This is a genomic window from Paenibacillus sp. J22P165 (genome assembly GCF_059692015.1).
Window position 1 is genome coordinate 26173 of record NZ_JCAUAP010000015.1, and the last position, 22255, is coordinate 48427.

The window sequence follows — 22255 nt, forward strand, 5'->3', positions numbered from 1 at the left end:
GAAGTAATGTACAAAGTAAATAACTATACGATTACTGGAGGCTTTTAATAATGGAAAATCAAATGCAATCCCTACCTGATATTAAACAAACGCTTGTTTTTAATGCACCTATACAAAAAGTGTGGAACGCCGTAGCCACTTCTGAAGGCATCGCCGTTTGGTTCATGCCGAACAATTTCATGCCAGAAATCGGCTATGAATTCCATTTGGAAGCTGGCCCTTTCGGCAAATCCCCTTGTAAGGTTACAGAATTAGATCCCCCGAATCGCCTAAGCTTCTCTTGGGGGAAAGACTGGTTTCTGACCTTCGAATTGTCTGATCTAGGGGGCAAAACCGAGTTCACTCTCACCCATGGCGGCTGGGATATCGACAAGGTTACCGAATTCGGTCAACCGCATGATACAGTTCGCGATACGATGTCACAAGGCTGGGCAGGCATCGTCCAAAGGCTATCTGCTTACATCGAGGCTTAAGATGGCCATTCCCGCGCAAAAGCATGACGTCTTCCAGGCCATAGCCGATCCCACGCGACGACATCTGCTGCAGCTTCTGGGTGACCAGGAAATGCCAGTCACTGTTATCTCCAGCCACTTCCCGATGAGCCGTACAGCGGTTTCGAAGCATCTTCGTATTCTCGCCGAGGCCGGCTTAGTAAAAGAACGTAAAGTCGGCCGCGAGACCCGTTACCGATTGGAGGCCGAGCCGCTGATGGAGCTCAAACGCTGGCTTTCCTATTACGAGCGCTATTGGGAAAATAAACTTAATGTACTCAAACGTTTCGTCGAGCAAGATGATAACACCGAGGGACTTACTTATTCTCGCCTAGAGGCAGTGGATCCTGAGAAGTAGATGAATGGCACGGAGGGCCTCCCATTTTGGGAGGCTCTTCTTTGTTTGATGGAGGTGGCGGCGACGCAGCAGGTGGTGATGCGAGGGCGTGGGGCGGCGGGCAGGCACGCGGGATCGTTTGGCGCGGATTCGGCGGGCGTCATGCTGGGACGTGGGCGGGCTTGGCGCAGGTGCCGCAGGATGAATAACTGGAAAAACTCCAGTTATTTATGTCGAAATCGTCAAAAAAATCCAAATAGATGGATTTCATGTAGTTAATTCATGGGAATTCGGCGTATTTACCAAGAATTGAAGTAATTAACTGTAGGAAATACAGTTAAACCTCTACAAAGGCATTTTCCACACAAATTAACTGGAGGAAATACAGTTATTTCATCCCTAGGGGCACTAGCTACTAGTTGGGATTGGGATTGGGATTGGAGTTGGGCTTAGGCTTGAACTTGAACTTGAACTTGAACTTGAACTTGAGCTTGGGCTTAGACTGGAGCTTGAACTTGGGCTTGGACTGGGCTTAAACTTGAACTTGAACTTGAACTTGGGCTTGGACTGGGGCTTGAACTTGGGCTTGGACTGGGGCTTGAACTTGGGCTTGGACTGGAGCTTGAATTTGGGCTTGGACTGGGGCTTGAACTTGGGCTTGGACTTGAACTTTGGGTTTCATTGACGTCAGGCACCCGAACATAGCGACTCTACTCTAGTCTACTCTACTCCACTCCACTCACTCTTCCTTACTTTACTTTCACTTCACTTCACTTCACTTCACTTCACTTCACTTCATCACTTTCACTTTACTTTCTACTTCTACTTCTACTTCTACTTCCACCTTCGCATTACTTCCACTCCTACTCCCCCCCCGCCCTCACTCTAACGATCACAAATACGTCACCACCAAATCAACTAACAAAAAGTAACTAACTTACTTGACGCGACGCAAATAGAAGCGTATTATTAGTTACATAAAGTAATTAAATATATTTAAGTACATTAACCATAGATAAGGAGATGTTTACCATGATTTCACCGATTTTCGTAGGGCATGGTTCCCCCATGATGGCTCTTCAGGATACTGCTTGTACGCAGTTTTTGCTCGATTACGGTTCAAAGCTGTCGCCTAAAGCTATCGTCCTCTTCACCGCGCATTGGGAAACGGAAGTGCTCACTATTTCCTCCACGAATGAGGTCTATGACACGATATATGATTTCCGCGGCTTTCCCGATGAACTGTTTCAAATCAAATACCCTGCAAAAGGTGACGCCGCTCTGGCTCAATCCATAGCTGAACGCTTTCAAGCAAAGAACATTCCCGTTCAATTCGATCACACGCGTGGTCTAGACCACGGCTCATGGGTACCGTTGTTGAGAATGTTCCCTACACCTGAATGCCCTGTCATTCAAATTTCGGTGAATCCGTATTTGCCGCCAGCCGAGCAGTACCGGATCGGCGAAGCTTTGCGCGGTCTGGATCAGGAAGACATTTTGATCATCGGCAGCGGCGCCACGGTCCATAACCTGCGTGCGTTGAACTGGAACGCCACCGAACCTGATGCATGGGCGGTTGCATTTGATGATTGGCTGGCTGCTAACATGCAAGCCCAGAACTTAGAGGCGTTGTTCAACTACGCCACCGAAGCTCCCAATGCGAAGATGGCAGTACCGCGCCCTGAGCATTTCATTCCGCTCTACATCGCAATGGGTAGCGGCAATCCGCAGCGACCTGTTGAGATTATCCATCGCAGCTACGAAGTCGGCTCGTTGAGCTATTTAGCCGTATCATTTTAAGAGGAGTATTCCGCATGAAATTGGCTGGGTTGCGCAAGCTAACAGAACCTATTTCAACAAACAGAGGTGCTCTGGTATTGGCTTGGACATGGACAACTCGCATCATTCAAATTTTGTTAGCGGCAGCTTATGTCATGTTCGGAGTTCTGAAGCTGTCCTCCCATGACTTGCAAACGGAAGTCTTCACGTCAACCTATGGGTATAGTGTAACTTTCATGTACATCATTGGGGCAATCGAACTCGTCGCGGGCATCGGCCTCATTATTGGCCTGTGGCAGCCACGAACTGCCTTGTTCTCCGCTGGTATCATTGGGATGATCATGGCCAGCGCGATGCTGACGCATATCCGTTCCCATGAGGGAATGCGCACTTCGCTACTACCGCTAATCTTCCTCCTCATGGCGATATTCGTCATCATTAGCAACTCACGTGGCGTGGAGCGAAAACGAGAGTGGATTTAAAATCAAAAAGCGTGTGAGCCCCGGCTCACACGCTTTTTCTTGTTCAACCCTTTGCATAAGCGCACCACATTGCCAAAAAAAGAGACCCACAGCAACGGGCTGCGGGTCTAACATATATATATATTTAAAAGGGGGTCGAATATCATTATAGGTCTCGAACCTTAAAGCAAGATGAAATTCAGATGTCATTTCCGTGACAAAAAATCTCAGTTTTACTTCGCCTTAATTGGAATATAAATATCCATCTCCACAAGCTCATGCCGGTTCGAATGACAGCGCTCATCATAATACTCGAATTCAGCGCTTCCCGCATGCTCATACCCCGAGTGAGGGAACCATTCCGCGAAAATTGTCTGCCATGTTGTCTGAATTGAAGCAACAAATTGGTCCTGCGTCACCTTCGGCGTCGTAAACACGGCGTATTTCGCCTCTGGAAACTCGCGGCATACCATATCCGCAGGTACATCCTCGAAATTCGTCGCTTCCATCCCGATGATGTAGGTTAAGTCCCCACTTTCCAAGTCAAAATCCGCACAGATTCCTAACTCAACCGGCAACCCGGTATGCACACGGTTCGGGATACGCGTTCCCAACCCTTCTTGCATATACTTCTGCCAGAAAGCCGGGATATCGCGGTGATTCTGCCCTTCCTTGCACGAGGTCTTCAATTCATATCCAATTATCTTGAACCCAGGTTTCGTTTTCAGCTCGTAGTTCATACGTATTCCTCCTAAATAGGGATTAAATTTCCGATCCAACACATTCACTTTGGGATAACTAGGCGGTCGTATACCTTGCTTGCGATAAGCAAGCGGCGTACGTTCAAACACCTTTTTGAAAGCCCGCGTGAAATTCTCGTGGGATTGGAATCCATTGTCGAGGGCAATATCGATCAATTTGTGCTCCGTATGCGCGATTTGATAAGCCGCTCTCGCTAATCTCCTTTTTCGAACATATTCCATCACAGCATCTCCCACCATGGTTTGGAAGACCCGATGAAAATGAAAGGCTGAGAAGCAAGCTACCTCGGCTAAACACTCAACGGAAAGCGGTCCCGATAGATGTGCCTCAATATGATCCAGCGTCATCTGTATCCGCGCCTCATAATTGGTGTCCATCGCTTGCCCCCTTCAACTTGATAATCTCAGTCTACGCTATTCAGAACAACGCTTCTTGATATTTCTTGCTCACTATTTCCAGCTTCCTTTGGAAGGCACCGCATAAGTCTTGTACTGATTCTTCCCATTAATTTCAAGAAGATTCAACTGCAGACCATAGGCACAGCCGCCATCGATTCCTATTTTATCCGTATCAAACCACACATCCGCTTTCCCATGAATGTCCTTCGTCGTCGTATGACCGAACACAACTGGCTTCTTCACAACCGTTTTCTGCCCTAAGAAAGGCGCACGAATCCAAATAAAGTCTCGCTCCGGCTGTGTTTTCCAATCTGCGTAAGCAGGATTAAGACCAGCATGTACAAAAATATGCGTATCATTCTCGTGATAAAGAGGTAACTCCCGCAAAAAGGCAAGATGCTCGCTGCAATTCGCCCTAATGCGTTCTTTCGCTGTTTTCAAATCAAAGTCTCTAACGCCGCTAAAGCTTTGAAACGTCTGGATGCCGCCATGCTCGAAAAACTTCATTTCCGTCAAGTCATCGGTCCCGTCCATCACTTCCAAGAAGCGCTGATCGTGGTTCCCTTTGAGCGCAACAGCACCCTTTTCACGCACCAAAAACATCACATGCTCCACGGCCTCCCGGCTCGCCGGTCCACGATCCACATAATCTCCTAGCAAAACAAGCTGATCCTCTTCCGCATTAAACTTTACTTTATCTAGTAATTCTTTAAATTCAACAGCACAACCGTGGATATCACTGATAGCTAGCAGTCGTTTCATAGACGTTTCCCCCTGATGTTCACTTGTCGAACTCCCATGTGTATGTAGCTTATTTTAGCATATTTCGTCACTTCCGAGCTTCCTTAATTATGGAAAATGCCTTCAAGGCAGGAAAAAGGACGTCCTAGTTGGACGCCCTCCTCTTATTCTATGATTGTTTATTCATTGATAAAATGGACAACCAGTAGGAACCGTTTCAGCATAACAGCAGCTTCCGCTCTTGTCGCATCTGCCTTCGGATGGAAGGTCGATTCTGTTACACCCCTTACAATACCTGCATGAATAGCTTGGGATACAGCATCTTGAGACCAAGTGCTTACCTGCGCCGCGTCCGCAAATGCCGCCAAAGCCTTCAGATCCACATCCACAGTTGTACCTGCAAAAGTCATAGCTCTTGTCATCATCACAGCTATCTGCTCGCGGGTGATCCGCTCATTCGGCAAGAAGGATCCGTCCTCGAAACCGTTAATGAGTCCAGCTTTCACTGCAGCACCAACACTTCCTGCGTACCAACTGCTAGCAGTAACATCTTTGAATTTGGCAATAGCTGTAGCCGCATCTTCATTTAAACCTAGTGCTCTGATTAACAATGCTGCAAATTCTGCGCGCGTGATGGAGGCATTCGGTGCAAACTCGCTGTCACTCACGCCTTTAACAACTAATTTGGAGGCTAGTAATTCCACGTCCGTTTTTGCCCAGTGCGCTTTCATATCGTCGAACGTTTTGGAGGATTGAACGATCGCGTACAAACTATTTCCTGGACGTTTAATCGTCACCGTCGTTTTACCATTACTAGTGTCAAAAATAGCAGGAACGAAAGTCATTTCACTGGTTTCCGGATCGTACATAACCGCAGTTAATTGGTTGTCGTCTACTGTTTGAACAAACGTAACCGTTCTAGATACGTACGTATGTCCAAAATCGTTCACGGTTACCGTCTTCCCGTTTCCTTCCACGGTAATCATAAAATCGAAAACATCGGATATCAGTGATAACCCCGCTTCTTTCGCTTTAGCGTTAATCAGATCCACTGTCACGCCGGTTACTTTTTCAAAAGAGATATTAATTTTCACCTGATTGACGTCGGCACCAAGCCTTTTAGCTATATCAATAAGATCTAACGACTTGGCAGGAAGATGGTAACTAACTCCATTGCTTTTGATGGATATAATCGTATCTGGCGCTTTTGCCAGGCCAGTTGCTAATACGTTAGCCTCAACCTGAACTTTAACCGCGTTTTCACTACTGTTCACTTCAATAATAATCTTTTGTTCTTTGGCTTCTTTTGTTACAAGTGCATCAAAAGCTTTGCTCAACGTACTTCCATCCACCGTAACTACAGCTACGGTCCTTCCGTTAATCGTTTGATTAACGGGTTCCACTGACAGATGCATACCGTCCTCATTGCTTGTTGGGGCCGCAGGTGTTGAACCTCCAGAGGAGTTGTCGTTTGTACTATCAGGCGCAATAAATTGAAGGAAGCTTCCTCTAGTTATGATTCCTGCTGCATTTCTTTGATAAGGTAAGGATGCCGTCAAACTTACGAAGTTAGCATTTGAAAGGGATACTCCTGATTTATTAGCTGAAACTGTGCCATTAAACATAAAGTTATTATCAGCTCGCAATTCAGTTGGATAACTGTCTTTCGCTGAATAATCTTTCTGATAAGACACAAATCCATTCATGCTAAAGTAGGAAGGTTTATCTGCATACGGTTGGAAGTATAAGTTCCCTCTAGCATTGTTAAAACCAATATTATTTTCAGCTATGACGCCTGGATTACTATTATTCGTAAATCCATACGCACCGTTGCCAAATGCCATGCTGTTACGGATGATATGGTTTACACGAATGCCTTCGCCACCCAGTTTAAATCCGTTTTTATCACCATCACCTACACGATTATTCGTTAAGGTACCATTGTTATACGCAATACTGTCTTCAATGAGAACAGCGCCAATAGCACCTGTACCTGCTTTCGTGTATAAATCCCAACCATCATCAATATTGTTATGGGCAATATCGCCTCTGAAAATGTTGCCCGTGCCCGACGTTAATTTGGCAGCGAAACCATCCGCATTGTTATTCGAGGGATCCACATTATCAAAAGATTCACAATTCAGAATGAGATTGTTGGAAGGCCACAATGCTTTGTTAGACTCCGTTAAGTCTGTGCGGCTGATTTGGAGACCTGTATCTCCATTGTCATAAAATCTGCTACTTTCCACGATGTTGTTGCTGCCACCAACCGTAAAACCTTTGGTATTTGCTGCCGAACGGGTAAAATCAATACCTTGCACATGCCAGTAATTGCCGCTTAGCACAACACCTTCAGATCTTTTGTCAAAATCGATAATTGGCTTAGCGCCTGGGGCTGCAACCAAATATTTCATCGCACCGTCTCTGCCGTCATTGCCTTTCTTGATATCCAATTTGGCATTGCGTACATATCGGCCTTCCTGCATGATAATTTTTTGACCGGCCCGGACATAATCAATCGCGGTATCCAGATCAAGAGGGCTTTCGATCGTACCACTTCCACCACTAGTGGCTGTTGGCGATACGTAGATGTCACCGTTATCCACATAGGTTTTCATATCGACCGTGTGATTTTTGACGATTTTCTCATAGCTTGTCAGATACTGCGTATCGTCAGGCACGAAAGTTGCTGTAAAGTTCGTATACGTATTTGCAGTAACCGTTCTGTTAAGAGATACAAGCTTACCCACTTCCATAATTGCATCTTGTTGGAATATATTAGGTCCTTGTTTGATCGTAACTTTCCCGTTCACATTGGACATCAAACCTAACGTATACGCGGTTACAGAAGTGCGTGTTAGACCTACAAAGTTAACATCGGGCACGACAGGCTGTGGAACTGGTGCTTGCATAGGTGTATCGGTATTCGCAGAGGTAACTTTCAGCTCCATACCACTTACCGTAATCGTTGCAAGACGAGCCGTATAAAAGCCCACATACATTTTATCTCCATCTTGAACTGTCATGATATCCGGCGCATAAATTTCGGCACTTGTCCCGTCATTTAATCTACCTGTGAATCCGCTGTTTGTTTTGATTAGCGTGAGCTTGTAATTCGTTGCCGTATTGCTCGCAGCAGGTCTGACCGAACTAAGCATACTGCTTTGAATCCCTTTACTGCCTGCGCCATCTGGCGTGGTAACACCCGTTCTCACGAACAATTGCGTACCGTTCGGCAAAGTCGTTCCACCGCTGTAACCACCAATTGCCGCAATGTTGGACGCAAAAACAGTGGAATCACCTTGCGTACCTATAGCATCTCTAGCCATAATCCCGAACGATTCTTGACCATCCTGCGGCTCCTTAGCATAGACTTCAACTTTGATATTTGCCGACAATTCAAAGTTATCCTTCCTTGCATCCAACTCCGTGTAGTAGAAGGTGATGCCGTCATGGTCGCCGGTCACTTTACCGCCACCTTCCAGCGCCTCAAGCTTAACCGCCCCATCTCCGTTAACCGTTACTTTATTATTCGTGTTCGATGTGGATTGTCCAAAACGAATCGATTTCCACGCATACGTTTTATTTTCAACTACGGTTACTTTAAGAATCGTTTGAGGGATTGCAGGATTATTCGGAACGATAGCAATATCGTATACACCTGGCATCGTTTTATCGAAAGCGTTAGTATCGACCGTATACTGGGCATCTGGCAGTTCCTCTAACTTACTGCTGTAAACCGCCGATACAACCATACCTGCTCGATCAAAATCTTCACCAATCGCATATGTCGTTCTGGGATATTTCGTTACTTGGCTGCCAATCATTTGTTGTGGCAAAACAGTAATCGGAAATGAAGCTGTCGCCGCTCCTTTAATGGTAGAAACCTGTGCTGTTTTCGTACCCGCTGTACTCATATTTGCAGGTGTAATGGCATATTCGCTTTTCAAAAGCTTAACTTCCTTATTATCATTGTACTTTGCATACACAGCTACGCCGTCTTGAACGAATTTGTCGCCGACAAAGTATTCCGTCTTTAGTGGCAACTCTCTAACTTCTAGACCTGTCAATTGAGCATTGTTAACCGAAACATTAAGCGTAGTATAGGTAGATGAAGTGACTGTCGATGTCACTTTTACCGTTTTTGTACCAGCTGTTAAGAATTTATAGGTTGCATTCGTTACGGTTACATCAGCTTCTGGAAAAATAGAGAATGCATATTGACTACTTGCCAATTCGACCCAATTACTACCGTAATTGTATTGACCTAACACGGTTAGACCTTGGGAGTCAAAGACTTCACCAGGGTAATATTCCGTCTTGGCAGGGAGATATTTAACGTCCATCCCGGTTACGATTAAAGGCTGAAAGGTTAACGGAATAGATGCCGTCTTCCCATTGAAATTCACAGTAATCGAACTCGCTTCCGCTTTCGTATTATTAAATCCAGAGACAATGTAATCACTCGTTGATAACTCTTTCTCAACGTTCCCGTCATATACAGCCGTGACTTTTAATCCTGTTAGATCAAGGCTGTCACTGACGTAATAATCTTTTTTCATGGCGTCAGCATCTACTTTTAGACTAATAGGGGCTCTTGTGTCCTTGGTGAAGGTTACATCACTGAAGGTAACCGCCGTATTTCTCGCAACATAAAGTCCTGCATATGCAAAACCCCCAACAATTCTGTCAATCACCTGAGTTTGATTACCAATTTTCAGTAGGTACACATTCCCCGACTTTTTAAGGCTCAGCGCATAGCTCACCCCGACATTTGGGACACTCGCCGTATTGAATTCATATCCTGTTCTTACTTGAGTTAAAGGATTACCGTTTTTATAGAAACCCTTCATTTTTTGGTCAATAGCACCAACAGCAATATATTCTCCGGTGTATGCTTTTAATGCTGGAGGAGTTGTTGCTCCTTGGTTTTCGTTCATAAGAATATCTTTTCTCAGCATAATACCAAATGATTGTTGAGCATCCGCAGTAGATGTCCAAGCATCCACTTTGGCTGTTGCCGAAAGCTCGAAATTATCATTTGCATCCACTTCTCGAAAATAGTAAGCCATTCCTTCACTACTGCTAGAGATTTTTCCCTTATTGCCAGTAGCCACTTTAGCACTAGTGATAGCAACTGATTTATCCACATTCTCAGTAATCCCAAAATTTGCTGTCGACGGATTGCCACCGATATCACCAAAGACGCTTCCCTTCCATGCACTCGTGTTTGGAATGTTAATCATCCCTGCTGGTGGATCTGCAGCCAGAGCTGCAGTCGGCAGCATCGCTACCACTATGCATACAGCCATCATAAAAGCGATTAATCGATTCTTTTTCCTCAAGTCACATATCTCCTTTTAATTTGGATTGCGAGAAGTGTTTATCTGTGTCGTTGGGAGTCTAGGGTGTGGGGTCTAAGATGCAGGCATCTAATAGCTGAACTTGCGGGGGTTGTACTTGTATGCGTTTTCACTAAAAAGGATGCTTCTTGTTTTATCCATTTAAATGGATAAACTCCATCTAATTTCCTCGCTTTAGGCGTGTTTGAAGAACTAACTGTATTTCCTACAGTTAGTTCTCCTCCTTTTAGCAAGATACGGTTGAATTGTCCGAATTAGCTGGAGTTTTTCCATCTAGTTGATGAAATCAAACTATTTCGTGAAAAATAGCTGTATGTTTTCCATTTAACCTGCGACGCGGCGAGGAGTTCTCTGGATTGCTGGAGTTGATTGAGCTCCAGGTTGTCTATGGGTTTACCTATCCCTTAATCGAACCGATCATTGCACCCTTAGCAAAATGCTTCTGCAAGAATGGATACACCAACAGAATTGGAAGCGTAGCTACGACGATAACCGCCATTTTGATCGATTGCGCCGGAGGTGGTGTCGCGCTGTCTAGATCTGCGCTCACGTCCATGCCACTGGCAAGTACAACAATTTGGCGAAGCAGGACCTGAATTGGCCATTTAGCACTCTCATTGATGTAAAGAATCGCACTCATATACGTGTTCCAATACGTTACCGCATAGAACAATGAAATCGTTGCGATCGCTGGCATCGACAACGGCAGCACGATACGGAATAGGATACCGAAGTCGCTGCAGCCATCAATTTTGGCCGACTCTTCAAGTCCTTCCGGAATGTTCTGGAAGAAATTTTTCAAAATAATTAGGTTAAACGCACTAATTGCTGTCGGAAGAATCAACGCCGCATAGGTGTCGATCATCCCAAGCTCTTTTACCACTAGGAACGTCGGGATTAAACCGCCGTGAAACAACATCGTAAATACGACGAGGAACATGATGATTTTACGGCCATCCACATCTCTGCGTGACAAACCATACGCCATCAACGCTGTGATGAACATACTGATAACCGTACCGACAAACGTCGTCCCAATCGAAACAGCCATCGCTTTAAATATCGTATTCGTTGAAAAAATAAATCGATATGCTTCGATACTCCAATCCGTCGGAATGAGGACGAATTTCTTCGTCGCCATTTCCGCACTCGTCGTGAAGGAGCCTGCCACCACGTGGACGAATGGGATGATCGTAATGAATCCGATGATCGTTAATAACAAATAGTTGATGATACCGAACATTCTGCCGGCCAATGTTTTATCTTCTACCACGATTTCAACCTCCTAGCTGCTGGGGTTTACAGAACTTAGTAAACGCCCTCTTCACCCATTTTCTTCGCAATACGATTCACTAACATGACCAGCACAAGTCCGATGAATGATTTGAATAAACCAATCGCTGAGCTGTAGCTGAATTGCCCTTGTTTAAGACCTGCTGTATATACATAAGTATCAATGATCTCAGCAACTTCTCGGTTCATGGAGTTAAGAAGCAAATACACATGTTCAAAACCGAGCTCGAGAACCGCACCAATTTTCAAAATTAATAAAACAATGATGACACTTCGGATTGCGGGCAATGTAATATGCCACACTTGTCTAAACCGCCCTGCACCATCTATACGAGCAGCTTCATATAACCCAGGATCGATGGAGGCAATCGCTGCTAAATAAATGATCGTTCCCCAACCTGCTTCTCGCCAAATGACTTGCAAAATATAAATCGGTCTGAACCATTCTGGAGCGAGCAAAAAGTTAACTTTTTCAAGGCCAAAATACGAAATGATCTCATTAATAATCCCGCCATCCATGGTCAGCATAACGAAGCTAATGGACACGATAATAACCCAAGACATAAAGTGAGGCAGATACACAATCGTTTGAAACACTTTCTTAAACAGATCCCCTCTAACCTCATTCAGCATGAGTGCCAAAATGATCGGAATTGGGAAGTAGAACAACAGATTCATAACAAACAAAATTAACGTATTGCTCAAAATATTAAGAAAATCCGGCTCTGTGAACAAGCGCTTAAAGTGCTCTAAACCGACCCATTCACTGCCTGTAACGCCTTTGAAAGGTTTGTAGTTCTGGAAGGAAATAATTAATCCGTACATCGGGATGTATTTGAAAACGATAAAGTACAAAATACCTGGCAGCAACATGACATAAATCCATTTATTTTTCCAAAGACGTCTGTTCAGTTCACTACTCGATTTCCTAGTGACCACGCTTTGCGCAACATTCACTTCTTGCATAGGACTTCTTCCTTTCCTTAAAAGGAGAAGACTGCCGCGATGCCAGCAGCCCTCTCGCCTTGACTTATCAAACGACGATTGTGGAATTACTTTTTGTAAACTGCGTTGTATTCTTCGATAATTTTGCTGCCGCCACGACTTTTCCAATCTTCAATTGCTTTATCAAAACCAGCTTTATCAAGTGTTCCGTAGATGTACTTGTTCGTTGCATCCACGATAACTGCTTGCAATTGAACGCCTTTTTCAAGGTTTGTTTTGGAATCTAGCGCTGCTACTGGATCTTGAACAGCGAACTTCAGGTTCGCAATTTTCAACTCATCCGCTTTGCCTTGTGCAGGGATCGTTGGAATACCCAAGAATCGGCCGGATGTATCTTCGTCACCAATTGCTGCATCTGTGAATGGTTTTACTTCACGTGTCCATTTCTCTTCATCCAACTTCTTCGCTTTATTGTCAGTTACGCTGTAATTGACATCTTTAATTCCCCAGTTTGCCATGTTGGCTACTTCTGGTGTCATCATTTTGTCAAAGTAAGCTAGCACTTTACGAAGATCTGCTTCTGTTTTGTTTGCAGATTTCGGGAACAGAACTACGTTTGCATAACCTGGAAGTGCCCATGCTGCGAACTTGCCATCAGGACCAGCCACCATACTGTGAACATCAACTACGGCAGTCGGTACATTTTTAACCAAGTCTTTGTTCAATGTGGAAACATCCGTCATGGCGCCGATATACATACCTGCCGTGCCACTCGTGAATAGTTTTTGTTGATCCGTTTTACTTGTTGCCGCGAAGTCTTTGTTGATGTAGCCGCCATCACGCATTTTTTTGACATAATCCATCGTCGCTACATATTGCGGGAACATGAATTCCGGAGCTAGCTTGCCGTCTTTCACACCCCAGTTATTCGGTGTGCCCATCCATGCTGCAAGTGTTTTGAATGCGCCGTAGATCAGATCGTTACGATCTGTTAGACCGATTGTATCTTTTTTACCATTGCCATCAGGATCGTTTTCCGTAAACGCTTTCGCCATTGCTAATAGCTCATCCATATTCGCAGGAGCCTTCAGACCCAGCTTATCTGCCCAATCCTTACGGTAAATCAGACCTTGACGAGCAATGTCGACACCGCGGTACAAAGTGTACAGCTTGCCATCGACTTTTGTATTATCATTCGTTGTGGATTTCAGCTTGCTCAAGTTCGGGAAGTCTTTTAATAGAGGTCCGATCTCCCAGAACTGTCCGTCACGGATTGCGGATTTCATTTGAATGAATGTTGCTTGGTTTTTCAAATAGGTTGCTTGTGGCAGAGCCCCAGTTGCGAACGTCGTATTCAATTTCTCTTCATACGTGTCTGCTGGGAAGAACTGATACGTCAATTTCGTGTTCGTCAGCTTTTCAAGTTCTTTAATAATCGTATCTGGTGGTGTTTGTGCCGTATTAAGTGGTGACATGATTGTAATCGCTGTAGGTGTGTTATCTGTTGCTTTCGGTGTAGCTGCTGTTGCTGCTGTAGTAGCTGCAGCTCCTGGTGACGATGCAGGCGTTTCTTTATCTCCGCATGCTGCTAGTGCAAAGCTGGAAACGAGTAGGACGCTAAGTGGAATCGTGACTAATTTTCTCTTCATATCGGGTTGACCTCCGTGAAAATGTGGTGTGCTACAACTCACACATTACACGGCTTAATGCGGGTACCGAAACAATCATTTACTCATATACCCCTGTCTAGCGCGGGATGTGAGATGATGATTATCGGGCGGGGAGATGATTATTGAGGAAGCCTATAAGGGGACGGGGTTGAATCTTTAGGCCCATAAGGGCAAAAGAAAAAGCCTACCGGTTGGTAGACTCGTTATGTCACGCCTTTTTATACACGCAACTTACTTCTTCGTATACGCCTCGTTGTACTCTTGTATCATCTGATTCCCGCCGTTGCGTTTCCAACGCTCGATCTCTTGCTGGAAAGCCGCCTTATCCAACTTACCTAGAATGTAATTGTACGTCGCGTCGGAGATAATTTTGTATAATTCGACACCACGCTCATCATAAGTCTTCGACTCAACGCCCAACGTCGGATCCTTAATCGCATATTTCTCATTGTCCAAACTGAGCGTATCCGCCAGCTGAGATAACGATTCGCTTTCGACAACAGGAATAATGTTCGCATTGTTTAAATCAGCAATCATCAGCGCGTACAGCGCGTTGACCTCATTGACGCGAATCTTCGATGTCTCTTCGGAGAGCTGGATTTGTCCATTTTTGACCGTATAATGCCGCCCTTCCAAACCATACTTCATCAGATTAGCGACATCCTTGTCCATCGTCCTATCAAAAAACTGCAGCATCTGCTTAAGCTCCGCCTCAGTTCTGATCGCTTTTTTCGAAAACAGATATAACGCACTATAATTAGGAATTGACCAGATTTGAAATCCTTGCGGTCCTTCAATATGATTCACAAGTGTTAATCTTGCCTCAGGATTCACCAATTGCGCCTCGTCCGAAAGACGCTGCACATCCTGCATACTGCCAATGTATACGCCAGCCGTACCACGAATTAATTTATCCCGCTGCACATCTTTGCTCGTCACAGCAAAATCCGAATTAATCAACTTCTCTTCATACAACTTCTTCATAAAGTTCATCGTGTCTATATACGCCTGTGTTTCGAATTCGGGTACAAGCTTTCCAGCAGAAACGCCCCAATTATTCGGTGTTCCGAAGTAGGAGCTGATCGTCTTAAAGGAACCGAACACCAGATCATTGCGGTCTGTTAACCCAATTGTATCGTTCTTCCCGTCGCGATCAGGATCCCCATACGTGAAGGCTTTGAGCACGTCATACAGTTCATTTAGATTGGTAGGTTTCTTCAAATTGAGATTATTCAACCAGTCTTCACGAATAATAATGCCCTGGCGCGAGGACGGCCGCTCGGTGTATAAGCCATATATTTTGCCATCTACAGTCGCCTGACCTAGAATCTCTTTATTGAGTTTTTTCAAATTAGGATACGAAGACAAATAAGGGCCAATATCCCAAAAAGCGCCAGAACGAATCGAATTTTTCATCAGCATATAGTCTGTATATTTTACGTAGGTCGCTTTTTTCAACGAGTTGGTCGTCAGAGCCGTGTTCATTTTATCCGTATAAATGCCATCTGGCACCCAGTTCAACTCCAGCTTCGTTTGGGTCAGTTTCTCGATCGCTTCTACAAGCTCAGGTATCGGCGGGTGTGGAAAATGAAGAGGTGCCATAATTGAAATAACAGGCCTTGTCCCCTTCTCTTCTTTGGCCTTTGGCGTGCTCTCATTCTGACAGGCACTTAGCAGCATTAGGATATTCAGAGCGATAATCATTCGTCCTATCCAACTGAGGCGCTGACCAAACAAATTACTTCTCATGCTTACTCCCCCTTGCAACACAAGTGTTTTTTAACAGCAAATATGAGATAATGATTATCCCAAATGCAGATGATTATTGATCTGAACTGGACTCTTGACTACAATACATAGATAGTCTGACGAATGATTCTTCGAATAGATAAGGTGTTGAATACGATGCGCTCTTTAAGTTTTCTTAGCAAAATGACGATATTCAGCTTCCTGCTCAGCACGCTGCCTGTGATTTTTATCGGTGCTTTTGCCTTTGTAACATCCTCAAGTGAGATCCAAAAAAATGTAAACGAAGGTAAAATGCAGTTAATCACCCAAATCAATTCCAATGTAGAGCAGAAATTAACCACTGTCAACCATACACTAAATCAAGTCATCAATTCCACTGTTCTCAAAAAGGCTATGGAAATGCCGCTAAGTGTAACCGATTTCATGATGTACGATGACCTGCGCAGCGAAATTCGGTACATGCAATCTTTTGACACAAGGCTCGAAGACGTGCTCTTGATTAACGCGAAGCAGGACTGGATGATCAAAAACTCAGGTCTCTATCGTTTTGACAATTATCCGTTTGCCGATAAATTGATTTCACTGATGAACACGCCAGATAACACAATATGGACCCTGAATCCGTCGGAGTGGTTCTACACGGAAGAAAATGCGCGCAGCGTAAGCTGTGAGTACAGTATCTCGTTAGTCAAAAAGCTTCCGACAACCGGCCTGGATAAATACGGCCTAGCCTTAGCTAATATTCCCGCCTGCTCCTTGCAGGATATGATTCAAAGTGACTCTGAACACCCCGATGACATCGTCATCATCGATGAACAGCAGCGGATTGTCATGAATCGCGATCCCGGTCTAATCGGGAAATCCATCACAGCGGCAGGTCTGACCGACCTGAAACCGCTTGGAGAAGCGAGCGGTCAGTTCCGCGCTAGCATTCATGATAAACCTTATTCCGTTACGTTCCTGCGCTCGAACTTGAATAACTGGACCTATTTATCCTTGACCTCTATCGACAGCTTGACCAAGGAATCCAGCAAAATCGGAACCTATACCATCTACATCTGCGCCCTGATGTTGCTTCTTGCATTAGTGCTCGCTTGGCTCGTTTCACGCAAAATGTACTCACCGATCCAGCTGCTTCTGAATCAAATTGGCGGCTTGGTGAGCGGAAACCAGAAGCGCAAGGCCAATGAATTCCAGATGATCAGCGAGCATGTGCATACCTTATTTCAATCGAAATCGCAGCTTGAAAAAGAAGTCCACCAGCACATCGGCCAAGTCCGGACGTTCTTCCTCATCAAGGCTTTTCAGGGGCATATCAAATCGGCGGAATTGGTAGAAAAACTCGCACAATTCGGTTACACCGAACATATTGCTTCATGGAAAACGATGTCCGTCATCACGATCCAAATCGATGCTATTGATCATACTCGCTACGAGAAAAAGGATATGGAACTGCTGCTGTTTGCCGTGCACAACATGCTGGAGGAGCTGATTCCGTCGGAACAGCGTTTAGCGCCGATCCTCATCGACCAGACCATCGTTACGATGATCGGTAGTGCAGATTCGGTTGACAGTGACTTCCGTACCATGGTGTACAGCTTAACGGAACAGGTGCAGCAGCATATTTATAACTTTTTGAAGCTGCATATTTCCATCGGAATTTCCTTGCCGATTCATTCTTTTACCCAAATGGCGCTCGCTTACAAAGAGGGACTTGAGGCGCTGAAGCACCGAATTAAGCTCGGTGAGGGCATCATTATTCAATATGAGAACATCAACTCCGGGAAGCATTACTTGAACTTGAACTATCCGAAGCCTCTTGAGAATGAACTAATCGACAGCATTAAGTTAGCCGAAAAAGATAAATCTCGCGAGCTGCTCAAGCAGCTGCTCCATGCTGTTTTCGCTGCGCCGCTATCGCCGCAGGAGTATCAGATCCCGCTGGCGCGGCTGCTCAATAACCTGCTGATGATGATGCAGGAATCCGGCATCGCCTTGAATCAAATTCATCCGAACAAAGGCTCTTTGTTTGAAGAGGTGCTGAGCCTGCATACGACAGCCGAGATCGAGGATTGGTTCTGGACCGAAGTCGTCCATCCGCTGATCCAGATTTACCGTGACCGTCAGGATGCGCAGTACCACAACATTTCTGAGAAAATCATCGATCTCGTGCAGCATTATTACGACACAGATCTGACGCTCGAGGAATGTGCTTCACGGTTGCATTATAATGCGAATTATTTAAGCAGCATTTTCCGTAAAGAAACGAATTGCTCTTTCAGTGACTACTTATCGAATTACCGCTTCAATATGGCGAAAAAATGGCTCTCCGAGACCGATATGCCGATCAAGGATATCTCCTCGAAGCTGCGCTACAACAACTCGCAGAATTTCATCCGCTCCTTCCGCAAACAGGAAGGACTCACGCCCGGTCAGTATCGGGATAAGCAAAAAGAGGGCTTACCGCCTACTACGTAGGGCGACAAACCCAAAGCAAACAGCCTGCGAAACCACCACATTGTTGTTGGTGGTTTCGCAGGCTGTTGTTCGTGATGCGATGCGGGACAAGGACAGCCCTCGGAGAGGCTTGTCCTTGTCGGCTCCGCGGCTTGGTATCGTTTCCTAAGCGGAAACGACTTGGCTCGCATCAACTGCAGCTTTGAGCGCTGCACGGTTGTCCCACAGAAACGAGAGAAGCTGATTACGTTCCTCAAAGAATGACTCTTCTGCGTCCTCGTAACCGTTCCCCACGCCATGCACACTAAAGCGTTCGTCTTCATAACTCATTAAGGTCCATTGACCTCCACGTTTTTTATCAGCAAAAACAAGGTAAAGCTTCTTCCCTGCTGCGTCCCACTCTGCGAAGCTTGAAAAGTTGTCCAAAATCAGGCTGATGTCCTGTTTATTCTTAATTTGCATGATCTTATCTCCTTTTCGCTTTTTTAAAATCGTACCCGAGATTCCATGAGAAGTTTGTCACACTTTAGGGACGAAATGTAGGAATTTTTGTCGACTGGAAAAACTGGCCCCCATTGGCTTTATCCAGTGGAGCTATGTTCTGGTTAGTGACGGTAGCAGCTAAGCATACAAGGGTACGAGTTCAAACGTGGAGAACCGTGCAGGTGAGAGTTGGGTTGAGTTGGAACATGGACAACCCCCAGAAACAAAAAGAGCGAATCCCCAAAGGAATTCGCTCTCTCCAAACCCACGATTACAGCCCCGCCGCGGCATAGACCTTGTCGAAGCCAGCTTTAGACCGCTCGGCCAGGCTCTCCGGAGAAGCCGTCGGCGCTTCCGCCGTAAGGATCTCCTGCGCCACAGCGCCGGTGTAGCCAATACGTTGCAGGCCTTGCAGAAAGCCTGCCAAATCAATAACACCCTCACCCGGATACACACGTCCGTTATCGAGCACTTCCTCTACCGGCACATCTGGTGCATCGTTGATGTGCACGTGCACGATCTGATCGGCGCGGAGCTTCTCGATATCCGCCACAGTCCCGCCATTCGTGTACCAGTGGTACGAATCGAACAGCAAGCCCACGTTGCGCTCACCAATCGCATCGATCCAATCTAACGTTTCATCAATGGTCCAGATGAACGGGTTCTGCCACCGTGTCCGCAGATGATGCGGACCGACGAACTCCAGCCCTAGGCGGATGCCGTAGGCGCCTAGGATTTGGGCGCACGTGCGCAATCTGCGCGTCGCGAGCGCCATGAAGTGCGCTGCCCCGAGGTCCGTCGAGGGCAGCACATACGTGCAGCAGCTCGTGCAGCCGAGCGCTGCTGCCGCTTCCGCGGCTTGGGCTAGCTTCGGCAGCCCATCGCGGAACGCCTCTTCCGTGGTACGCCATTCCACGGGTAAACCGATCGAGCCGATGACGAGGCCACGGCTCTTCAATAACTCCCGCGCACCAGCAACAGTGTGCGCTTCCACAAGGCTCACAGCGTCGATATCGACCGCTTGGAAGCCATATTTTGCCGCTAACTCGATGAATTGCTCGTTGCTCTCGATCTTGCCAAGCCCTGCTCTTGATAACCCTCTAAGCATCGGATAATCCCTCCAAATGGTTTCTGCTATACGCTTGTACTTGTACTTTGTCTATCCCGCTTTCTCTGCTCTATGCTTGACTACTCCCAGTTCAACTTCACTTCACTACCTGTACGCGAAGATTCATAGATTGCATCAAGAATCAAATTGTTCGTATAACCAGAAAGCGCCGATGTGATCGGCTGTTTGCCTTCACGAATACAAGCTAAGAAATGTTGGCTGAGACGTAGGCGCTCGCCTTCATCATTCTCAGGCTTTTTCAACTCAGTCTCGATCGCACGGTTGAATTTCTCAGTTAACAATTTACCCGTAGGTCCTTTGTAGCTAGCTCCGCCATCTGCGCCCATGAGGTGTACGAAAGGCGTGTTGTCCGTGTCCATGTGAACCGCCCAGCTCACTTCAAGCGTCAGCGTACTGCCATCCTCCATACGAATCAACGCCGTTGCCAAATCCTCCACATCGTACGTACCATTCCAATTCGGTTTCCCCCATGTGCCAATCCCTTTACGGCGTGGTCCGAATTCCGCATACGTTGCACCAACAACTGATACTGGTTTTGGATTGCCCATCAAATAGAGCGCAAGATCCAACATATGAACGCCGATATCGATCAACGGACCGCCGCCGGACTCATCCATTTTCGTGAACCATGTCCCCCAACCTGGAATACCTTTACGGCGGAACCAGCCGGTTTTAGCTGTATAAATTTTGCCTAGCTCACCAGCTTCAACCTGCTCTTTAATCTGCATCGGGACCGACTCCCAGCGCATTTGGTGACCAATCATTACAATTGTATTCGAAGCCTTACTAGCTTCATATATTTGTTTGGCCGCAGCGGCGTTAATCCCCATTGGCTTCTCGATAAGTACGTGTTTGCCCGCTTCAATCGCTTGTACAGCAAGGGAGGCATGGTATTGGTTCGGCACCCCAATGATGACGGCATCGACTTTTGCGCTTTGAATAAGTTCCTCAGGTGTGGCTGCGACATAGGCAATGCCATGCTCTTGTGCTTTCGCCTGAGCCAAAGGCAAGTAAGCATCTGTAATCGCCGTAATTTCGCAAAGTTCTGCCAGCTTGGAAAACTCCCGAATATGAACACCGCCAATATTGCCTGCACCAATAATCCCAATTCTAATTTTGTTAACGCTTTCCACGATTCGTTCCTCCTCATAAGTACACGCTGTTGATCCTGTTTTTATGATAAAATAAGATCACCAAGAAGTCGTACCGTTTATTCGGAAAACGTCCCATTTTTTCGAAGGAGACCTAACTAACATGACGTATTTTCCTGATTATCTGAAAACGTATCCCAATATGCACTCCCCCTTCCCATTCCACCTTAGTAGAAATACCTTGGAGCACGGCTTTCGCGCACATCGCCATGATTACCTGGAGTTCTCTTATGTGGTTGAAGGGCGTGGCGCAGAAATGATAAATGATGTAAAACACACCATGGCACCTGGCACGTTTACCTTTGTACTCCCTTATCAGGTGCATGAGATTTTTACAGATCCGGGTGAAAAGCTAGTTCTCTTCAATGGTATGTTCAGTATGGATCTGCTCATGGAGCCGGGGAACGATCAGGGACTGTCTGAGCTATTTCATGACTCGAATGAATTGCCAGCCTACGTGCAGTTCGAGGGGGCTGAACAGGCACAGATGACCGCTCTCATCGAAGATATGGTGAAAGAGTATCACGGGGACGAGCGCTACAGGCAGACTCTCCTGAAGGCCAAATTGAAGGAAATTCTGATCCGCTTTGATCGGCATCGCTTCCAGCACGCAGGCCAAGAGGAAGAAGCGGCGACGTTGTCCAAATCCTCCTCAAGATCCAGCCACGCCGTGTGGCCGATTATTCATTATATCCATCGGAATTATCAAGAGGATTTGGCGTTATCCGATTTGGCCGCCCGCTTCACAATGAGCGTCTCGCGTATCAGTGAGGTGATTAAGCAAACGACAGGCCAAACCTTCGTTCACTTCCTGCACGATCTGCGTCTGCGCCACGCCTGCAGCCTGCTGGTCTCCACTGACATGAGTGTCACGGAGATTGCGCTAGAGGTGGGGTATGGATCGTACAAAACCTTTTCACGGATATTCCGAGAGAGCAAGGGGATTGTGCCCAAGGAGTACAGGCGAGTTGAGCATGGTCGGGCGCTGACATAAGTAAGGAAGAACCTGCCCTTTCGCACTAAGCGGATTGCAGGTTCTTTGCAAG

The 22255-nt window shown here is 46.1% G+C and carries 17 protein-coding genes; 7 read left to right on the top strand and 10 right to left on the bottom strand.

Annotation, left to right across the window (positions count from 1 at the left end):
• Positions 1-50 precede the first annotated feature (50 nt).
• From AC58QM_RS29810 to AC58QM_RS29830, 5 genes are all read left to right on the top strand, one after another.
• Positions 51-473, top strand: a complete 423-nt coding sequence (locus AC58QM_RS29810) for an SRPBCC family protein (protein ID WP_310502887.1) — start codon at positions 51-53, stop codon at positions 471-473.
• A gap of 1 nt (position 474) precedes the next feature.
• Positions 475-849, top strand: coding sequence for an ArsR/SmtB family transcription factor (locus AC58QM_RS29815; RefSeq protein WP_497288405.1), 375 nt, complete (start codon positions 475-477; stop codon positions 847-849).
• Between the two features lie 26 nt (positions 850-875).
• On the top strand, positions 876-1037 hold the full coding sequence (locus tag AC58QM_RS29820; protein WP_497288406.1) for a hypothetical protein: 162 nt from the start codon (positions 876-878) through the stop codon (positions 1035-1037).
• 823 nt (positions 1038-1860) lie between these two features.
• Entirely contained in the window at positions 1861-2628 is a 768-nt protein-coding gene (locus AC58QM_RS29825) for a DODA-type extradiol aromatic ring-opening family dioxygenase (RefSeq protein WP_497288407.1), read from the top strand.
• A gap of 14 nt (positions 2629-2642) precedes the next feature.
• Positions 2643-3089 (top strand): DoxX family protein, encoded by a 447-nt coding sequence (locus AC58QM_RS29830; RefSeq protein ID WP_497288408.1) that lies wholly within the window; start codon positions 2643-2645, stop codon positions 3087-3089.
• Between the two features lie 212 nt (positions 3090-3301).
• Here AC58QM_RS29830 and AC58QM_RS29835 read toward each other — a convergent pair whose 3' ends face one another.
• The 7 genes from AC58QM_RS29835 to AC58QM_RS29865 all read right to left on the bottom strand — a co-directional run bounded on the left by AC58QM_RS29835 (position 3302) and on the right by AC58QM_RS29865 (position 15989).
• Positions 3302-4207, bottom strand: a complete 906-nt coding sequence (locus AC58QM_RS29835; RefSeq protein WP_497288409.1) for a GyrI-like domain-containing protein — start codon at positions 4205-4207, stop codon at positions 3302-3304.
• A 72-nt stretch (positions 4208-4279) separates the two neighbouring features.
• Positions 4280-4990: a metallophosphoesterase family protein gene (locus AC58QM_RS29840; RefSeq protein ID WP_497288410.1), complete on the bottom strand. Its 711-nt coding sequence runs from the start codon at positions 4988-4990 to the stop codon at positions 4280-4282.
• 158 nt (positions 4991-5148) lie between these two features.
• Positions 5149-10314 carry a right-handed parallel beta-helix repeat-containing protein gene (locus AC58QM_RS29845; protein ID WP_497288411.1) on the bottom strand — a complete coding sequence of 1722 codons (5166 nt, stop codon included), beginning with the start codon at positions 10312-10314 and terminating at the stop codon, positions 5149-5151.
• Between the two features lie 415 nt (positions 10315-10729).
• Positions 10730-11605 (bottom strand): carbohydrate ABC transporter permease, encoded by an 876-nt coding sequence (locus AC58QM_RS29850; protein ID WP_497288412.1) that lies wholly within the window; start codon positions 11603-11605, stop codon positions 10730-10732.
• Positions 11606-11640: 35 nt separating this feature from the next.
• Positions 11641-12591, bottom strand: a complete 951-nt coding sequence (locus tag AC58QM_RS29855) for an ABC transporter permease (RefSeq protein ID WP_497288413.1) — start codon at positions 12589-12591, stop codon at positions 11641-11643.
• 86 nt (positions 12592-12677) lie between these two features.
• Complete coding sequence (locus tag AC58QM_RS29860; protein ID WP_497288414.1) at positions 12678-14219, bottom strand: extracellular solute-binding protein; 1542 nt, start codon at positions 14217-14219, stop codon at positions 12678-12680.
• Positions 14220-14471: 252 nt separating this feature from the next.
• The gene (locus tag AC58QM_RS29865; RefSeq protein ID WP_497288415.1) at positions 14472-15989 is read right to left on the bottom strand and encodes an extracellular solute-binding protein; all 1518 of its coding nucleotides are present in this window, start codon (positions 15987-15989) and stop codon (positions 14472-14474) included.
• Positions 15990-16145: 156 nt separating this feature from the next.
• Between AC58QM_RS29865 and AC58QM_RS29870 the strand changes: the two genes are divergently transcribed.
• Entirely contained in the window at positions 16146-18467 is a 2322-nt protein-coding gene (locus tag AC58QM_RS29870) for a helix-turn-helix domain-containing protein (RefSeq protein WP_497288416.1), read from the top strand.
• Positions 18468-18611: 144 nt separating this feature from the next.
• Here the strand turns inward: AC58QM_RS29870 and AC58QM_RS29875 are convergent, their stop codons facing one another.
• The 3 genes from AC58QM_RS29875 to AC58QM_RS29885 form a co-directional block, all read right to left on the bottom strand.
• Entirely contained in the window at positions 18612-18908 is a 297-nt protein-coding gene (locus tag AC58QM_RS29875) for a hypothetical protein (RefSeq protein ID WP_497288417.1), read from the bottom strand.
• A gap of 292 nt (positions 18909-19200) precedes the next feature.
• Positions 19201-20037, bottom strand: a complete 837-nt coding sequence (locus tag AC58QM_RS29880) for a sugar phosphate isomerase/epimerase family protein (RefSeq protein ID WP_497288418.1) — start codon at positions 20035-20037, stop codon at positions 19201-19203.
• Between the two features lie 80 nt (positions 20038-20117).
• Positions 20118-21191 (bottom strand): Gfo/Idh/MocA family protein, encoded by a 1074-nt coding sequence (locus AC58QM_RS29885; protein WP_497288419.1) that lies wholly within the window; start codon positions 21189-21191, stop codon positions 20118-20120.
• A 160-nt stretch (positions 21192-21351) separates the two neighbouring features.
• On the opposite strand from AC58QM_RS29885, the gene AC58QM_RS29890 reads away from it, so the two are divergent.
• Positions 21352-22203 carry a helix-turn-helix domain-containing protein gene (locus AC58QM_RS29890; RefSeq protein ID WP_497288487.1) on the top strand — a complete coding sequence of 284 codons (852 nt, stop codon included), beginning with the start codon at positions 21352-21354 and terminating at the stop codon, positions 22201-22203.
• The last annotated feature ends 52 nt before the right edge of the window (positions 22204-22255 follow it).